This is a genomic window from Mycobacterium sp. 48b, from assembly GCF_048282725.1.
In the GTDB taxonomy this organism is placed as follows: Bacteria; Actinomycetota; Actinomycetes; order Mycobacteriales; family Mycobacteriaceae; genus Mycobacterium.
In genome coordinates, this window is sequence record NZ_JBLVUL010000001.1 from 6805636 (window position 1) to 6823341 (window position 17706).

The 17706-nt window shown below is 66.4% G+C and carries 12 protein-coding genes and 1 riboswitch; of the genes, 10 read left to right on the top strand and 2 right to left on the bottom strand.

Annotated features, from left to right (window positions below; translation table 11 throughout):
- Nucleotides 1-22: 22 nt before the first annotated feature.
- Nucleotides 23-113, bottom strand: a riboswitch (glycine riboswitch).
- 156 nt (nt 114-269) lie between these two features.
- Nucleotides 270-1115: an oxidoreductase gene (locus tag ACNQR1_RS33395; protein WP_418049790.1), complete on the top strand. Its 846-nt coding sequence runs from the start codon at nt 270-272 to the stop codon at nt 1113-1115.
- Nucleotides 1099-1725, top strand: coding sequence for a TetR/AcrR family transcriptional regulator (locus ACNQR1_RS33400; protein WP_418049791.1), 627 nt, complete (start codon nt 1099-1101; stop codon nt 1723-1725). The genes ACNQR1_RS33395 and ACNQR1_RS33400 overlap by 17 nt, the downstream gene beginning before the upstream one ends.
- On the opposite strand, the gene ACNQR1_RS33405 is transcribed toward ACNQR1_RS33400, so the two are convergent.
- Nucleotides 1722-2705: a LacI family DNA-binding transcriptional regulator gene (locus tag ACNQR1_RS33405; protein ID WP_418049792.1), complete on the bottom strand. Its 984-nt coding sequence runs from the start codon at nt 2703-2705 to the stop codon at nt 1722-1724. The genes ACNQR1_RS33400 and ACNQR1_RS33405 overlap by 4 nt on opposite strands.
- A 187-nt stretch (nt 2706-2892) precedes the next feature.
- Here ACNQR1_RS33405 and ACNQR1_RS33410 point away from each other — a divergent pair, with 187 nt between their 5' ends.
- The 4 genes from ACNQR1_RS33410 to ACNQR1_RS33425 are packed head-to-tail and all read left to right on the top strand — an operon-like array spanning nt 2893 to nt 6816.
- Nucleotides 2893-4218, top strand: coding sequence for an aryl-sulfate sulfotransferase (locus ACNQR1_RS33410; protein WP_418049793.1), 1326 nt, complete (start codon nt 2893-2895; stop codon nt 4216-4218).
- Entirely contained in the window at nt 4215-5054 is an 840-nt protein-coding gene (locus ACNQR1_RS33415; RefSeq protein WP_418049794.1) for an ABC transporter permease, read from the top strand. Before ACNQR1_RS33410 ends, ACNQR1_RS33415 begins: the two co-directional genes overlap by 4 nt.
- A 1-nt stretch (nt 5055) precedes the next feature.
- The gene (locus tag ACNQR1_RS33420; RefSeq protein ID WP_418049795.1) at nt 5056-5814 is read left to right on the top strand and encodes an ABC transporter ATP-binding protein; all 759 of its coding nucleotides are present in this window, start codon (nt 5056-5058) and stop codon (nt 5812-5814) included.
- 30 nt (nt 5815-5844) lie between these two features.
- Complete coding sequence (locus tag ACNQR1_RS33425; RefSeq protein ID WP_418049796.1) at nt 5845-6816, top strand: ABC transporter substrate-binding protein; 972 nt, start codon at nt 5845-5847, stop codon at nt 6814-6816.
- A gap of 6 nt (nt 6817-6822) precedes the next feature.
- Here the strand turns inward: ACNQR1_RS33425 and ACNQR1_RS33430 are convergent, their stop codons facing one another.
- Nucleotides 6823-7605 carry a hypothetical protein gene (locus ACNQR1_RS33430; protein ID WP_418049797.1) on the bottom strand — a complete coding sequence of 261 codons (783 nt, stop codon included), beginning with the start codon at nt 7603-7605 and terminating at the stop codon, nt 6823-6825.
- Nucleotides 7606-7701: 96 nt separating this feature from the next.
- Here ACNQR1_RS33430 and ACNQR1_RS33435 point away from each other — a divergent pair, with 96 nt between their 5' ends.
- From ACNQR1_RS33435 to ACNQR1_RS33450, 4 genes are all read left to right on the top strand, one after another.
- Nucleotides 7702-8421, top strand: a complete 720-nt coding sequence (locus tag ACNQR1_RS33435; protein ID WP_418050601.1) for an MBL fold metallo-hydrolase — start codon at nt 7702-7704, stop codon at nt 8419-8421.
- Nucleotides 8422-8440: 19 nt separating this feature from the next.
- Complete coding sequence (locus ACNQR1_RS33440; RefSeq protein WP_418049798.1) at nt 8441-9007, top strand: hypothetical protein; 567 nt, start codon at nt 8441-8443, stop codon at nt 9005-9007.
- A 45-nt stretch (nt 9008-9052) separates the two neighbouring features.
- Nucleotides 9053-9676 carry a TIGR03085 family metal-binding protein gene (locus ACNQR1_RS33445; protein WP_418049799.1) on the top strand — a complete coding sequence of 208 codons (624 nt, stop codon included), beginning with the start codon at nt 9053-9055 and terminating at the stop codon, nt 9674-9676.
- 177 nt (nt 9677-9853) lie between these two features.
- A complete protein-coding gene (locus ACNQR1_RS33450) occupies nt 9854-17689 on the top strand; it encodes a BTAD domain-containing putative transcriptional regulator (RefSeq protein ID WP_418050602.1) in 7836 nt (2611 codons plus the stop codon).
- Nucleotides 17690-17706: the final 17 nt, after the last annotated feature.

The following is a 17706-nucleotide window of genomic DNA, read 5'->3' on the forward strand; positions in this document are numbered from 1 at the left end:
TCGCACTGTTCTCCAGAGTTGTCTCGACACTGCGGTATTGGGCCTGAGAGATTCCCGGGGAGGAGTTGCTCCTACGGCGCCTCCGGAAGCGGAGGCTCTCCCACAATGCGTCATCGACGTATTGAGTTATGTGACGGATGCTACTCGACAAGGGCACCGTCGCCACCCGACCAGCGGAATAATCCCGCCGTCCTCCCAGTTGCAGCGACCATCAACATAACTAAACTGGACGTACAGTTCAGATAAGCCAAGAACAGGTGGTCAGAGACATGAGTGTTTGGTTCATCACCGGAGCTTCCCGCGGATTCGGATTGCAGATCGCCCGCGACGCATTGGACCGCGGCCACCAGGTGGTCGCCACGGCGCGCGACGCGGCCGCCGTCACCGCCGCCCTCGGCGAGGACGAGAACGTGCTCGCCGTGGCCTTGGATGTCACCAACGAGGAGCAGGCACAGCAAGCCGCACAAGCCGCCGTGGACCGCTTCGGCCGGATCGACGTGCTGATCAACAACGCCGGGCGCGGCCTGCTCGGCGCTGTCGAGGAAGCCACCGACGCCGAGGTCCGGGCCGTCTATGAGACCAACGTCTTCGGACTGCTGACCGTGACCCGTGCCGTCGCGCCCGTACTGCGGGCCCAGCGGTCGGGCACCATCGTCAACATCTCCTCGGTCGGCGGATTCGTCGGCTCACCGGGGTGGGGCGTCTACGCGTCGACCAAGTTCGCCGTCGAGGCACTGTCGGAGGCCTTGCATGCCGAGCTGCAACCGCTGGGCGTGCACGTGATGGTGGTCGAGCCCGGCTACTTCCGCACCGACTTCCTCGACTCGTCGAGCCTGCAGACCCAGCGCACCGTCATCGACGACTACGCCGACGGCCCCGCGGGCCAGATGCGCGTAGCCGCCGGCGAGCGCAATCACGACCAGCCTGGCGATCCGGTCAAGGCGGCCAGGGCCATCATCGACGTCGTGGAATCGCCGCAACCTCCGCTGCGCCTGCTGCTGGGCAACGACACCATCGCGGCGGTCGAGGGCAAGATCGCCCACGTACAGGCCGAGCTCGCTCAGTGGCGAAGCGTCTCGGAATCAACGGATTTCGATGATGTCGCCGCGAGCTGAAACCGACCTGCGGGGGGCGGCCGAGGATTTCGCCCGCCCCACCGGCGCCCGCAGCGACCGCATCCACCAGGCGATACTGGTCGCCACAGCCGAACTGCTCGACGAGGGCGGATTCCCGGCAGCCACCATGGATGCGATCGCGGCCCGGTCCGGTGCCAGCAAGGCCACGCTGTACAAGCATTGGCCATCGCGTACCGCCGTCGCGGCCGAAGCCTTCGGAACGATGATGGCCGAAGCACTTCCCCTGCCTGATACCGGCAGCACCACAGGCGATCTCACCGAGCAGGTGGCACGCGTGTCGACGTTCTACTCCAGTACCCGCGGTGAGGTGTTCGCCCAGTTGCTCGCGGCGTGCGTCGAAGATGCAACCGGCGCAGCCTATTTCCGTGAGTACTTCCTCAACGGCCGGCGTGCCGCGATCACCGAACTGTGGCAGCGTGGAGTGGATCGCGGCGACGCCGACGCGGACGTCGCTATCGATGATGTCATCGATATCCTGTTCGGCCCACTCATCTTCCGGCGCATGACCGGCCATTGCGCCCTCACGGAGAAACACGCCCACCGGCTGGCCGAGACCGCGCTGCGGGGACTGCTTCCCGAAACCGCCTAGCTCGCCGCGCAGCCGCAGGTCTCACCCACCCGCAGCGCAGGCGCCAGGCCATCCCCCTCGACCGGAGCATCTCCGAGCAGCAGGCCGAGCGCCCGGCGGGCCAGCGCATCGACGGGTTGCTGAACGGTGGTGAGCCGCAACTGCCCGTAGTCGACTGCGCCGCCGTCGAAGCCGACCACCGCGATGTCGCCGGGCACCCGCAGTCCGGCATCGACGATCGCCCGGACGGTGGCAGCCGACTGGCCGTAGGTTCCCACCACGAACGCGCACGGGAGATGTACTGCGCGACGAAGAAACTCGGTGACCGCGGCGTACGCTCCCGACGGCGTGAGGTCTGTCCGGATGAGCGGGAGATCGTCGTCGACGACGGAGGCGACGCCCTCGAAACGCTGCTGCACAGTTTCGCGGTCACCGTGGTGGACGTCGTCCTCGGTGAAACCGCCGACGAACGCGATGTCGCGACAGTCGTGGACGTCGAGCAGGTGCCGGGCGACAAGCGCTCCGGCCCGGGCGTGATCCACCCCGACGATGTCGGCTTCCACCTCACCGCGGATGTTGTGCATCCATACCACCGGAATGCGTTCTTGCCGACACAGTTTCGCCGTCTGTGGGGCGTTCGCCGCACCGACCACCAACAGTCCGTCGACGCCGACCTCGGCGAACGCGGCCGCGAATTCGAGTTCGCGCTCAGGGTCGTAGCCGGTGTTACCGATCAGCGTCAGGTGATCGCGCGCACGGGCCTCGACCTCGATCCGCCCCACGAACTCACCGAACAGCGGCAGCGTGAGATCGGGCACCAACAGGCCGATCTGCCGCCATCGGCGCGACCGGCGCAGCGCCCTCGCGCGCACGTCGGGCCGATAGTTCAACTCGTCGATCGCACTGATCACCTTGGCCCGCAACAATTCTGATACCGGGCGCGGCCCGTTGTTGAGCACGTAGCTGACCACTGCCGTCGAAGTGCCTGCGCGGCTGGCCACATCGGCCAGTGTCGGACGTTTCCCATTCACAACGGCTGAACCCTCCGCTCGTCGATGACCGCTCGAAAGAGTTTCGATCACCTCGATTGTGACGGTTCCCCTCACGCTTCGCTTGCCTACGCTAATCGATTAGAACCTTAACGAGGAGGACCCGTGGTTGTAACCGGACGTTGGTGGAGTAACTGACATGGCATTTGTACGTCTCAGCGGAGTCAGCTACCTCGATCCCGAGCTTGTCCACGACAGCTACATCCTGTTCACGGGCGCCGACGGAACCACCCGGGTGATCGACCTCAACGGCACCGTGGTGCACGAGTGGCCGTATGCCGGTGTCCCTCCGCGCATCCTGGACCCTGCGCTCAACGACGGACGCCTCGGCGACGTCGGGGTACAACTGTCCGACAGCGACGACGCCCGCGGCGGCATCTACGCCAACGGCACGGTCGGCCAACTCGACTGGGGCGGCGAGATCGTCTGGGAATGGGGCACGCAAGCGCCCGGCGGTGCGGCCCGGCAGAACCACGACTGGGAACTGCTGCCCAATGGCAACCGCCTGATCCTGGTGACCGTTCCCCGGGTGGTCCCCGGCCTCGGCGCGCACACCGTGGGCGATCAGGGACTCTACGAAGTCACACCCGCAGGTGAGATCGTCTGGCAGTGGCTGGCCGGGGATCACCTCGACGAGTTCGGATTCTCCGAGGCCGGCTGGGATGCGCTGCGCCAGACGATCGCTCGGGATCCCGACGATCCATGGGGGTACCTGGAGATGAACAGCGCCAAAACCCTCGGGCCCAACCGGTGGTACGTCGACGATCCGGACTCCGTCTTCCACCCCGACAACATCCTGGTCAGTTTCCGCAAGGCGAACATCGTCGCGTTGATCGACAAGTCGTCCGGGGCGATCGCCTGGAAGCTGGGGCCTTACCACGACGCCGAACCCGGCGCCCAGCATCAGCGGATCAACGTGCACAAGGTGCCGCGCCCGGTCGATCAAACCTCTGGTCAACACAACCCGCACATGATCGCCGCCGGTCTTCCGGGCGCGGGCAACATCCTGGTGTTCGACAACCAGGGCGGCGCCGGATACCCGGCCGCCCCGCTGGGCATCTACGCCGGCTCCCGGATCCTCGAGATCGACCCCTCCACCAGGGAAATCGTGTGGCAGTACACCGCTGAAGACTCGGGTCTGCCGTCGTGGACGTTCTTCAGCTCATTCGTCAGCAATGCCCAGCGGCTACCCAACGGCAACACCTTGATCACCGAGGGGATGCAGGGCCGGCTGTTCCAGGTCACCCCCGACGGCGACGTGGTATGGGAGTATCACAGCCCCTACCAGGGGTACGGCGTGGCCGGCGAACCGGAAGTCAAACAGACCAGGGTACCCGGGGTCGACCGGCTCACCAGGACCGCTCTGGTGTACCGGTCGCAGGCTGTGCCGTTCGACTGGGTGCCCACGGGTACCTCTCGCGCGCCGCTGCAGGCAGTAGGCGTCGAGCCGGGAAGCCTTCCATGACAGCCGGTTTGGCAGTGCGGACACCGGCCGCGAGCCCAGCCCGGCGCCCGCGGCCGGCACAGGTGCGGGCGGCTTTCGCCCGGCTGGGCGTCCTGGGTTGGACGCTGGCCGGTCTGGGGATCGCCGCCGCGTTGTGGTCGCTGATCGTGGCGACCGGCAGGTTCCCGCGGCAACTGTTCCCGAGCGTGCCCGAGATCCTCACCGCGGGACACACCCTGTGGGCCGAGGGTCTGCTGGCCGACGACATCCTCGCCAGTTTGCGCAGGGCTGCAGCCGGTTTCGCAATCGGCGCCGTGGCCGGGATCGTCGTCGCCGTGTTCACCGCGACCACCGCGGCAGGGCGCAATCTGCTGCAACCGGCGCTCCGGGTGTTCTCACCGATCCCGACCATCGGTCTCGTCCCACTGGCGATCCTGTGGTTCGGACTCGGCGAGAACAGCAAGCTCCTGGTCATCGCGCTCGGCGTCTTCGTCCCGGTGTGGATCAACAGCCATTCCGGATTGGCGAGCACACCGATCGACTATCTCAAGGCGGCCCGCTGCCTGGGCGCCAGTCGCAGGCAGACGTTGTCGAAGGTGGTGCTACCCGAGGCCGCGCCCGATATCGCATCGGGTCTGCGGGTGGGTGCCGCGATGGCGTTCGTGCTCATCGTGGTGGCCGAGATGACCGGCACCACTGCGGGTATCGGGTACCGGATCTCTCAGGCCCAACTGTTCTCCCAGGCCGACCGGCTGATCTTCTGCCTGATCATCCTTGGTGTCGTCGGCGCCCTCTGCGACCTGCTGGTCGCGTCGGCCACTTCCCCGTTCACCCGTTGGGCACAAGAGGAGCGCTGAGATGGCCATCCAGACCCACAATCTCGTGGTGCAGTTTCCCGGCAAGCAGGAGCCGACGCTCAAGGGCATTTCCCTGACCATTCCCGACGGGTCGTTCTCCGTCCTGGTCGGCGCCTCGGGCAGCGGCAAATCGACACTGCTGCACTGTCTGGCCGGCCTCACCACCGCGACCGCGGGTTCGGTCACCGACGGCGGCGAGACGGTCACCGCTCCGCATCCCCGGCGCGGCGTCGCGTTCCAACGCGACGTGCTGTTCCCGTGGATGACCGTCGCCGACAACATCGACTTCGCCCTGTCCGCCCGTGGATTGCCGAAATCCGCGCGCCGGAACACTATTCACGAACTGCTCGATCTGGTGGGCCTGCGTGGCGAGGTGGCCGCGCAGCGCCCCGGTGAGTTGTCCGGCGGTATGCGGCAGAGGGTCAGCATCGCCCGCGTGCTGGCCGGGGAACCGACGGTGATGCTGATGGACGAACCGTTCGCTGCACTGGACGCACTGACCCGCCTGCGCATGCAGGATCTCCTGATCGATCTGTGGACCCGATTGAACCGGACGATCGTCTTCGTCACACACGACATCGACGAGGCGATCCGGCTCGGCGACACCGTCAGCGTGCTGCGCGACGGGCAGATCGCCGATCAGATCACCAACCCGCTGAGCCGGCCCCGGCCTGCCGACGCACTGGCAGACCAGCCCGGCTACAGCGAGATCCGCAAGACCCTGCACCACCAGCTCGGCATCGACCACGCCGCGCACTGATCCCCCGCCCCCACAAAAGGAATCCACCACGTGAAGACCCCCCTTCGGCGCATCGTCGCCGCCGCCGTCGCCGCTGCCACCCTCGCTGTCACCGGCACCGCCTGCACCGAGCCGGGCACCACGAACGCCGATCAACTCACCGTCGGGTTCGTCGTCGACCCGTCCTGGGCACAGATTCCCGTCGCCGCCGACACCGGCCTGTTCGACAAGCACAACGTGAACGTCAAGGTGGTGAACTTCCAGTCCGGCGTCGAGGCTTTGCAGGCCGCGGCCGCCGGTCAGGTCGACATCACCACCGCCGCCGACGTGCCGACCTCGGCCGCGCTGACCCGCACCCCGACCCTGCGCGTGATCGCCGACGGTTCCCGTTGGGAGGGCTCGCGTATCGTCGTCCGGCGCAGCGCGGGCATCAACAACCTGGCGGACCTGGCCGGCAAATCGATCGGCACCCCGCTGGGCACGAGCGCCGCCTACTACGTGTCGAACGCCTTGGCGCAGAACAACATCAACGCCGAACTGGTCCAGGTAGCCCCGTCGGCGATCGTCACCGCCGCCACTCAGCGCAATGTCGACGCGGTGTCGATCTTCCAGCCCTACCAGGCGCAGACCATCAAGGCACTCGGCGCCGACGCGGTGGCCCTGACCGGCGGAACCTACAACCAGCACAGCCTGTTCGTCGCCACCGAATCGGCCGTCTCGACCAAGGGCACGGCGATCAGCGCCTTCCTCGCCGCGCTCGGTGACGCCGGCACCGCCCTGGCCCAGCATGACCAGGCCGCCACCGACGCCGTCGCCAAGGCCACCCAGCTGGACCCGGAGCTGCTGGGCACCGTGCTCGGCGAGTTCGACTTCACGCTGCAACTGAAGCCGGACCTGGCGGACAAGCTGGCCGAACTGGGCGCGTGGGCCAAGACGCAGAAGTCCATCGATCCGGGAACGCAATTGCCCGACTACGCGAAGTTCCTCGACAACCAGTTCCTGCCGGAGCCGAGCAAGTCGTGATGGTTACTAGGCGCGTACCCGCGCTCGATGATCACGCAGCCGTAGCAATGCCGTCCCGAACGCACCGACCACCACCAGGTCGGCGGCCACGCCACTGCTGACGGTCGCCAGCACCCAGCCGGCGACACCGGTGGCCAGCACGAACGGCGGCAGCCACTCGAACACCCGCGACCACGACGGCATCGGATGGTGCGCCTGCGCCGCATCCTTGGCGCGGGCGTACTCGGGATAGAACTCGGTGACGGCCACCGCGAAGAACAGCGCGGCCAGCTGAAGGATCCATCCGGTCCAGAAGTTGTCGGTGCTTCCGTAGACCACATCACCCAGGAAGCCGACCGATGCCGAGAAGCCGAAGGCCGCCGCCCACACCGCGGTCACCACCATGTTCGTGTGCCTGAACAGCGGGGTGTCCCACCGGTCCGGTGGAGTGACGTCGCGCGCGTACGCCGTCGTGTACGGCCGCCCGATCAGCACGCTGGCCAGGGCGAACACCGCGAGTGACGCATTGGTGATCTCTCCCGACCACATTTCCAGCCACGCTTTCTGGCTGCTGGAGGCCACCAGCCCGATGGCGGCCAGTACCACGAAGTAGGCCACCCCGAGCGCCTCCAGCACGTGTACCGGAATGTTGCGGCGCCAGGTCAACAGCAGAACCAGCAGCGAGATGCCGAGCGCACCCATCACCGCGATCTCATAACGCCCCGGGCCGGCAAGGATCGCCATCAGCGCCCACGGCAGGATCCCGGACAACGGGGAGTCCAGGAACGCATCGAGGGCTTTGCCGAGCACGCGACGACGGTAGGTGACGCAACTGGGAAATTCCCAAGACGGCAAAACCTGTCCATCAGGTTTCGCCGGGCGGACCATGGAGACATGGCCTCCGACCTGGAAACCCGCGTCGACGAGATCGCCCCGGACATCTACCGGCTGTCCACCTGGATCCCGGGGATCACCGAGCACGGCTTCACGTTCAACCAGTTCCTGCTGACCGGCGACGAGCCATTGCTTTTCCACACCGGCCAGCGATTCCTGTTCCCGCAGGTCTCGACGGCGATCGAACGGATCCTGCCGCTGCCCCGGTTGCGCTGGATCGCGTTCGGACACCTGGAGGCCGACGAGTGCGGGGCGGTCAACCAGTTCCTGGCGGCTGCACCCGACGCCGAGGTCATCCATGGCGCGCTGGCCATCATGCTGTCGCTGACTGATATGTGCGATCGACCGCCCGTCGAAGCACCTGTGGACGGTGTGCACGACATCGGTGGGCATCGTCTGCACTTCATCGCCACACCACACGTACCGCACAACTGGGAAGCCGGTCTGTGGTTCGACGAGACCACGTCGACGTTGCTGGCCGGTGACCTGTTCACCCACATCGGTCAATGCCCGGCCCTCACTGAGTCTGATTGCGTGGCACCTGCTTTGGAGGCCGAGGCGCTGTTCCACGCCACCGGCCTGACCACGAATCTGACGCCCACCTTGACCCAGCTCGCCGAGCTGGAGCCCGCCACTCTGGCGATCATGCATGGAGCGTCCTTCCACGGCGACGGGGCCGCGCAGCTCCACGCGCTGTCGGACGGTTACGCAGGGCTTTTCGGCGCGTCATAACCCGCCGCGATCACACGCGATGCGTAGCCTTGGCGCGGTGAAGGCGTGGCAATCACTGGGCGCCCTGCTTGCTGCGGGTGTGCTGTTGTCAGGCTGTCAATCAAGCATCGAGGGCACACCGGCCACCAGCCCGCAATCACCCACCGAGCCCAGTTTCCCGACGGCGCGGCCGACGCGGTCCAGCCCGGCGCCCTCGCCGAGCACCACCGCTGTGGCTCCCCCCAGCACCTCCCGCGCACCGTCCGGCGCCACCCCGCTGGAGCCTGAGAACGGGTACGTGTACATAGAGACCAAGTCCGGTAAGACCCGCTGCCAGCTGTCCAAGCAGTACGTCGGGTGCGAATCAGACTTCACCAACGCCCCGGTGATCGACGGTGAGCACGCGACCGGGATCAGCCTCACCCCCGATGGCCAGATCAAGTGGGTGGTGGGCAACCTCGGTGACATTCCGGTGGTCACCCTCGATTACCGCAAGTACAGCGCGGTGGGCTGGACCATCGATGCGGGCGAGGACGGCACCCGCATCAGCAACGACAACACCGGGCACGGGATGACCATCGCTGTCGAAGGAGTGAAAACCTTCTAGAGTTGACCGTATGACTTCCAGCGAGGAGCCGAAGGCGGATCGCGCATGACTGTCGCTCGGCGCGAACGTGCCGCACTGGTCGAGTCCATGCGTGCTGCAGGTCCCGATGCACCCACCCTCTGTGAAGGCTGGACGGCTCGCGACCTGGCCGCCCACCTGGTAGTGCGCGAGCGTCGCCTCGACGCCGCGCCCGGCATACTGGTTCCCCAGCTAGCCGGCTATACCGAGCGCGTGCAGCAGAAGGTCACCGAAAGCACCGAATGGGCCGAGCTGGTGGATCAGATCGCTGCGGGCCCACCGCTGTACTCCCCGTTCAAGCTGCTGGACCCGCTGGTGAACGTGGCCGAGATGTTCATCCACAACGAGGATGTGCGCCGGGCCCAACCGAATTGGGAGCCAAGGGATCTCGATGACGCGACGGTCTCGGCACTGTCCCGCGGGATCGGTGCGATGGCCCGGATGTCCATGAGCAAATCCCCGGCCCGGGTGGCGCTGACCACCCCGTCGGGAAAGACGCTGGCCACCGTGGGAACCGGTCCGGAGGTGACGGTGACGGGCGAACCGGGCGAGTTGCTGCTGTTCGCCGCGGGCCGAGAGCAGGCCCGGGTGACGTTCTCCGGCGACGACGCCGCCGTCGCCGCACTGCGCACTGCACATCGCGGGCTGTAAAACACCAGGCAGTCCCCGGCTTTACCCGTTCTTGATCGTGCGTTGAATCGTCACCCCGACGATTGGCGCGTGGGTACGCTTTCATCGGTGGAACTGGGGGTTTTGGGACCTCTTCAGGTCCGAATGGACGGTGCGCCCGTCGTGATACCGGGCGCGAAGCCGCGCGCCATCCTCACGATGCTCGGGCTGCACAGTGGTTCGGTGGTACCGGCCGATCTGCTGATGGAATTGCTCTGGGGAGACGATCCACCACGCACCGCCGCCAAGGCCCTGCAGACCCACATCTCCGCCCTGCGTCACGCCCTGGGCGACGGCTTCGTGTTGACCGAGGGGACTGGCTGGCGCCTGGGTGCCGGCGAGGTCGACGCCCCGCGTTATCAGTCGCTCGCCAGGTCTGGACGGGAGGCTCTCGGTGCCGGAGACACCAGCGGGGCGCTGGCCCGGTTCGACGAGGTGGTCACCCTCTGGCGGGGAATCCCGGAACTGCCCGACGGCCGACGAGGGATCTCCGAGAAGACCCGGTGGATCGAGGGCCACGCCGCGCTGGTCGAGGACCGCGCCGATTCGCTTCTTGCCACCGGCCGCGCCGCGGAGATCGTCGGCGACCTCGAGGCCGCGGTGGCGGATGCGCCGCTGCGCGAGCGACGTTGGGGTCAACTCATGCTCGCGCTCTACCGCGCGGGCAGACAAGGTGAAGCCCTGGGGGCGTTCAAACGCGCACAGTCGGTACTCGCCGATGAGCTCGGGGTCGACCCGGGGCCGGACCTGCGGCGGCTCGAAGCCGCGATCGTCGCACAGGACGCTGCACTGGAAGTACCTGCCGCACAAAATATTCCATCGATGATGCGGGCAGTGACCTTCCTGTTGACCGATATCGAAGGTTCCACCGCAGCCTGGGAGGCAGACGCCGACGCCATGGCGGCCGCACTCGCCCGCCACGACGAACTCGTCGAACAGATCGTCACGTCTCGCGGCGGCCGGCTGATCAAGACGCGCGGCGAGGGGGACGCCACGTTCTCGGTCTTCGACCGCCCGTCAGCTGCCGCAGCCGCCGCGATCGAGTTGCAGGATGCCATCTTTCACGAACCGTGGGCCCTGGCCGAACCTCTCCGTATCCGCGTGGCGCTGCACACCGGCGAGGCCGAGCTTCGTGACGGCGACTACTTCGGCCGCGCCGTCAACCGTGCCGCCCGGCTGCGGTCGCTCGCCGCGGGCGCCCAGATTCTGTGCTCGGGCGCGACGGCCGAACTTGTCGTCGACTCGCTGTCCGACGAGGTTGTGCTCGTCGACCTCGGGATGCGCGAGTTGCGCAACCTGGCGCGACCAGAGCACGTATTCGAGCTCCGCCGCAATACCGAGAAGGACCGTTCCGAGCCCCTCGAAAGCGATTCATCCACCCAGCGTCCTGACCTGCCTGCGGTACTCGCCGGCCCCGGCCCGTTCGTCGGCCGCAGCCGCGAGCTCGAACAACTCGTGGCCTCGTGGCGGACGGCGCTCACCGGCGGCACCCGGGCGGTGCTGATCGCCGGGGAACCGGGGGTCGGCAAGACCCGCCTGGCCGGCGAATGGTCCCGACAGGCCTATGAGCAGGGCGCCGTCGTGCTTTACGGCCGCTCCGACGAGGACCTCGGTGCGCCCTACCAGCCGTTCGCGGAAGCCCTGCGCACGCTGGTGCCCTGCGTCAGTTCCAGCCGGCTGCGTGGCATGCGCGGCATCGAGGCGCTGCTACCACTGGTCCCCGGTCTGACCGACGTTCTCCCTGATCTCGCCGCGCCGCCGCACGGCGATCCGGATACCGAACGCTACGCACTGTTCGACGCCGTCGTGGCCCTGCTGGGCATCGCTTCGGCGGACGCGCCCATCGTCCTGGTCCTCGACGACCTGCACTGGGCAGCCAAGCCCACCCTGCTGCTGCTACGCCACCTCCTGCGATTCGGCGAGCACGCCCGGGTGCAGATCGTCGGCACATACCGCAGTACCGACCTCGACCGCTCGCACCCGCTGGCGGCGATGCTCGCCGACCTCCACCGCGACGGAACTGCCGACCGCATCGCCCTCAACGGCCTCGATGCGGACGACGTCACCACGTACGTGGTCGAGGCAGGCTACGACGACGAAGAGCTGGCCCGCGCGTTGGCGGCGGTCACCGGCGGCAACCCGTTCTTCCTCATCGAGGCATTACGCCACGTCGACGAGAGCGGTGGGCACTGGGACCCTAGCACGCTGCCGCAGGGGGTCCGGGAAGCCGTGAGCCGCAGACTTTCCCGGCTTCCGGTGGAGACGAACAAAGCGCTGGCCGCGGCTGCGGTGGTCGGCAGCCAGTTCGCCCTCGACCTGGTCGAGCACGTGGTCGGCCAGGATCTCGTCGACGCGTTCGACGAGGCATGCCAGGCCGGCATCCTCATCGAGGAATCCGGTGGTCGCTACCGGTTCAACCATGCCCTCGTCCGCCAGTCGCTGCTTGCCGAGCTGGCGTCGGTACGGCGGATGCGGCTGCACCAGCGCATCGCGGCGGCGCTGGAGAACGAGCCCGGTGCCGACGACCAGCTGCTGGCCGAGTTGGCGCACCACTACTTCGAATGCGCCTGGGCGGGAAACGCACTCAAAGCCGTCGAGTACTGCCGCCGTGCCGCGGACCAGGCGATGGCCCGACTTGCCTACGAAGGCGCCTCCGATCTGTACGACCACGCCCTGCACGCACTGGAGGAACTCGACGACGAGTTGCCCGACCGTGATGATCAGCGCGTCGAACTCCTGGTTGCGCGCTGCGAGGCGCTGCTGGCCGCCGGCGATGTGTCGTCGGCGGCAGGCGCGGTGTCGCAACTGAAAGAAGGAACACGGGATTCAGCCCGCCTCGCGGCATGGGCGACGTGCTTCGATGGCCAGCTCTCGATGCTCGTCGATCCCGAGCGTCTGGACGAGATCGAGCTCGCTGTAGCAGCGGCCGCGGTGATGTTGGCCGAATTGGGCGACGCCGCAGGGGAAGCCAAGGCGCACACCGTACGAGCAGGATGTCTTGCCCGTCTCGGGCGCGTCGCCGACTGCGAGCTCGCGTTGGACAACGCGCTCACCGCGGCGCGTCAGGCGCGTGAACACCGCATGGTGAACGCGGTGCTGGCAGGCGCCCCGTTGGCAGCACTGTGGGGGCCCAATCCGGTTCCGCGCGCGGGCGGACGGTGCCTCGACGTGGTGCGTCTGCTGCGGATCACCACCGATTCGCCTGCGGTCGAAGCGACCTCGACCCGATGCCAAGCTGTGTTGGAGGCGTTCCGCGGCCGGGCCGCTGCTGCCCGACGGATGATCGACTCCGCCCGGCGCACCGTCACCGAGCTCGGCCTGCGCCATGCGCTCCTAGAGGTCGAGCACTTCGCCGGCATCGTCGAGCTGGTGCTCGACGACCCCTCCGCGGCCGAGGAACACCTTCGTCTGGCCTACAACGGTTTCCGTCGGATGGGGCTGGATGCCGATACCGCGGAGACCGCCGCGCTCTTGGCGCGTGCTTGTCTTTTGCTGGACCGAGCGGTTGAGGCTGAAGAATTGTGTTCGGAGAGTGAGCGGCTCGCCGGACATGCGTTGAAGGCCGCCATCGCCTGGCGCACGGTTCGGGCACAGCTCCTTTCAGATGGTGGCTTCCACGAGGAGGCCCGGCGCGTCGCCGAAGAGGCCGTGGCCATAGCCGAGCGCACCGACGTGTTGGTCGACCACGGCGATGCGTGTCTGGCGATGGCGACGGTGCTGATCGCCGGCGGTGACAGCGCCGGCGCACGCGCTGCGGCCGAGCGGGCTGCTGAGCTGTATGAGCGAAAAGGTGCTGTGGGACTTGCGGAGAAGGCGCAGCGCATTCTCGGTCGGCGCCCAACGCCAGCCGAACCGGCGTCACCCGAAGCGCCGGTCATCGAGCCGGACAACGCATGCGTACGAGTGTGTAGGCAACTGGCCACCGCTGTTGAGCGGGAAGCCTGGGACGACCTTGAGCGGCTTTTTGCGCCAGGCATCGTCGTCGAGAGCCGCCGGAGGATCGTCGGCTTTACGCCGATCAACCTTCCGCCGCACGATTGGCCACGCGAGATGCGGCGCTTTCTCGAGTTGGGAATGGTCCAACACCGACCGGTCTTCGTCGCCGCGCGCGGCGAGCGTCTCGCTCTCGTCAGGTTGTCCGTAGGCACTGACGACGCAAGCCCTGGGGCGCCGCAAGACGAGATGCTCCAATTGGTCGGCCTCGACGAGGAGGGACGCGTCGCACTTCAGATTTGGTTCGATATCGAGGATATCGATATCGCCATCACTGAACTCGACGCGCAGCACGACCGATTCGAAACGTTGCGGTGGCGGGCGATGGACTCCGTACCAGATACCGCCTGCATACGGGCAAGCGAACGTGCGGCGGCAGCTATCGATGCCGAGGCGTGGGACACATTCGAGCAGACCTTTGCGCCCGAAGGCTCCGTGGAGAGTCGACGCAAGCTTGTCGGCTTCAAACCGACCGACTTCCGACAATGCGAGGTGGTGCATCAGACGCGGTGCGATCTAGAGAGCGGGATCATGCGAGCGAGCGAGGTCATCGTTGCCGCACGGGGCGAGCGTCTCGCACTCGCACGGGTAAGCATCAGCACTGTCGACGAAAGCCCCGGCGCGCCGCAGGACGAATTTCTCCAGCTGTTCGGCGTCGACGAGGAAGGTCGAATCGCACTGCAAATATGGTTTGACGTCGACGACATGGATGCCGCGCTCGCCGAACTCAATTCACTTCATATGAGGTTCGAGCAAGAACGCCCGCCGACGTTGCTGGAGAACAATGCGACACAGATCAACAATCGGGTCAATTCGTTGTTCGCCGTCGGCCGATGGGACGAAATCGGCCGACTGTTCGCGGACACAGCGTGGGTGGATGACCGACGGCGGGGTATCCGCGGAGAGCAACACGGCCGCGCCGGCGCGATCGCCAACATTCGCGCCGTCGCCGACTTGGGCGTCGTGAACATCTCGGCAACAGCACTTGCTGTGCGAGGTGACCACCTGTCCCTCGGCCATGTAAGTCTCTACGGGCGTGATGGTTTCGACGCAGAGTCGCTCACGATAACCGAGGTTCGTGACGGGGTGATCCAGACCGTCATCGCTTTTGATCCCGACGACATCGACGCCGCCTTCGAGGAACTCGACTCCCGCTACCTCGCTGGTGAAGCCGCCCCGTATGCGCAGACGTGGTCGGCCGTCATGGGCGCATACGCCGGCTTCAACCGGCGCGAGGTCCCGGCGACGACGCCTGACTGGGTGAACATCGACCACTGTCGTGCAGCAGCTTTCGCGCCTGGCGGCATGGCCAGGTATATCCGAGACACATGGTCTGACTCGCCTGACGCCAAGATCTACATCGCGGCAGTACATCGCCTGAGTGAACACGGGGCCGTCGTCCTCCATGTTGCCCACGGAACGTCGCGGGGCGGCTTCGAGGCCGAATGGCGGGGCCTGCAGGTTCTCACGGTTGAAGGTGAATTATTGTGCCGCTCCGAACTGTTCGACGAGGAAGACCTCGATGGCGCACTGGCGAGATTCGACGAACTCAGCCGGCCGACACCCATGCTGGGAAACGCGGCCAGTCGAGTGTACGACCGCGTCTTCGCCTGTTTCGCTTCCCGTGACTGGGCAGGCATGGCCGAGGTGATGGCCGAGAACATTCTCGATGACGATCGTCGGCGCGTCGCGAACGCCGGCCTCCGGCGCGGCCGGGACGCGATGATCGCCAACATGCGGGCAGGCGCCGACCTCGGTGCGAGGTACATAACCTCGACGGTCCTTGCGACCCGCGGAGACCGCCTGGTACTCCGTCATCTCCGGTTCTCCGGCGAGGGGCCCGAGGCGTTTCACGCCGAGTTGCTCGGCATCGCAGAGATCGATGCCGAGGAACGGATAGTGGTCGCCGTCCAATTCGACCTCGAAGACATCGACGCCGCCTTCGAGGAACTCGACGCTCGCTACCTCGTCGGCGAGGCCTCCGCTCATGCGCACGTGTGGTCGGCCGTCATGGGCGCGTATGCCGTGCTCAACCGGCGTGAGCTCCCCGAGACAACCACTGACCACGTGAGTTTCGACCACCGGCGGGTGACATCGTTCGCACCCGGCGACATCAAGGAATACACCCGCCTCGCCTGGGATCAGATCCCCGACATCAGTTTCCGTATCGCCGGGGTGCATCGGCTGACGAACCTCGGAGCCGTCGTCACGCACGCTCTGCGCGGCACCTCACGAGAAGGCTTCGAGGCCGAGTGGAGCGAGATCCATCTCCTGACGCTCGACGGCGAGCTGTTCAATCGAAGCGAGATGTTCGACGCGTCAGACCTCGACGCCGCGCTCGCGAAGTTCGACGTGCTCACTCAGCGATCGTCGAGCCTGGAGAACGCGGCAAGCCAAGCGACCGAACGCTTTCTGGAACGGTTCGTCGTACGCGACTGGGATGCCATGGCGAAGATGGTGCTTGACGACATCAGATTCGACGACCGCCGTCGGGTGATAAACGCCGACATGCAAACCGGGCGGGATGCCTTCATCGAGAACTTCCGGATAGCAGCTGACCTCGGCGCCACACAAACACCGACACCCATAGCTATCCGTGGCGAAAGCGTCGTCCTCGTAAGCGCTCGATTCTCGCTCGGAGGTGGGGCATCTGAAGAGTTCGGCCTCGATCTCCTGCACGTGATCGAGATCGACGCCGACAACCGCATTGCGGCGACCGTGACCTTCGACCACAACGATTTCGACGCCGCGATTGACGAGCTCGACGCGCGCTACCTCGCCGGCGAAGCGACACCGCATGCGCACACCTGGACGGCAATCTGTCGGATCTCCAGCAACTTCAACCGTCGCAAAGTGCCTGCTGTAACACCGAATTGGGTGAACATCGACCACCGCCGCGCAACAGCATTCGCGCCGGGCGAGATGACAGCATATCTCCGGGCAACATGGGATCTGTCCCCGCAGGCGTCCCTCTACGTCGAGGCAGTGCACCGGCTGAACGATCTCGGAGCTGTTATCACCCAATCGGCTCAAGCGATCTCACATGAGGGCTTTCATGCTGAGTGGCGGGTGATCCACCTTCTGACCGTGGACGGCGACTTGATCAGCCGCTCCGAAATATTCGACGAGACCGATTTGCACTCCGCGCTCGCGCGGTTCGACGAAGTCGGCAGGCCTGCAACGCAACTGGAGAACGCGGCAAGCCGCGCGTATGACCGCTTTAACCGCTACTTCAACCGCCGCGACTGGGCCGCTATATCCGACATACTTGCGGACCAAGTATCCACCGATGATCGTCGACGCGTGATCAACGCTGGGGTCCGTCGGGGTCGCGACGCGGCTCTCGACGAAACTCGGGCCGTTGCCGACGCTGGGACCCGGAAAATGACCGCGGCCGTGGTGGCGACGCGCGGTCAACGTCTCACCCTCAACCGGATCCGGGCCTTGGGAAATGACGACGGGCCCGAAGGGTTCTACGCCGAGGCCCTCAGCGTCTTCGAGGTCGATGAAGCGGACCGAATCACCGCCTACGTCGCATTCGATCTGGACGACCTCGACGCGGCGTTCGCCGAACTCGACGCGCGGTACCTCGCGGGCGAGGCCGCCGCTCATGCGCGCACCTGGTCCGCGGTGACCAAGGGGTACGCCGCCCTGAACCGGCACGAGATGCCACCCGCAACCCCGGATCTTGTGAACGTCGACCATCGGCCAGGCGTTGCCTTCACGCCGGGTGACCTGTTCCCGTACCTCCAGGCCGCCTGGGATGTCTCTCCCGATCTGAAGATCCACATCGAGACGGCGCATCGCCTGAACAAACTCGGCGCAGTCATCACCCAGGCGGCCAACGGGAGTTCGCCGGAAGGCTTCTATGCCGAGTGGCGACAGGTCGTGATTTTCACGGTCGACGGCGACGAGGTGAACCGATGCGAGATGTACGAGGAGGCCGACCTCGACACCGCGCTCGCACGGTTCGACGAACTCGGTCAACAGCCGTCCACTTGAGATCGCCGATAGGCTGG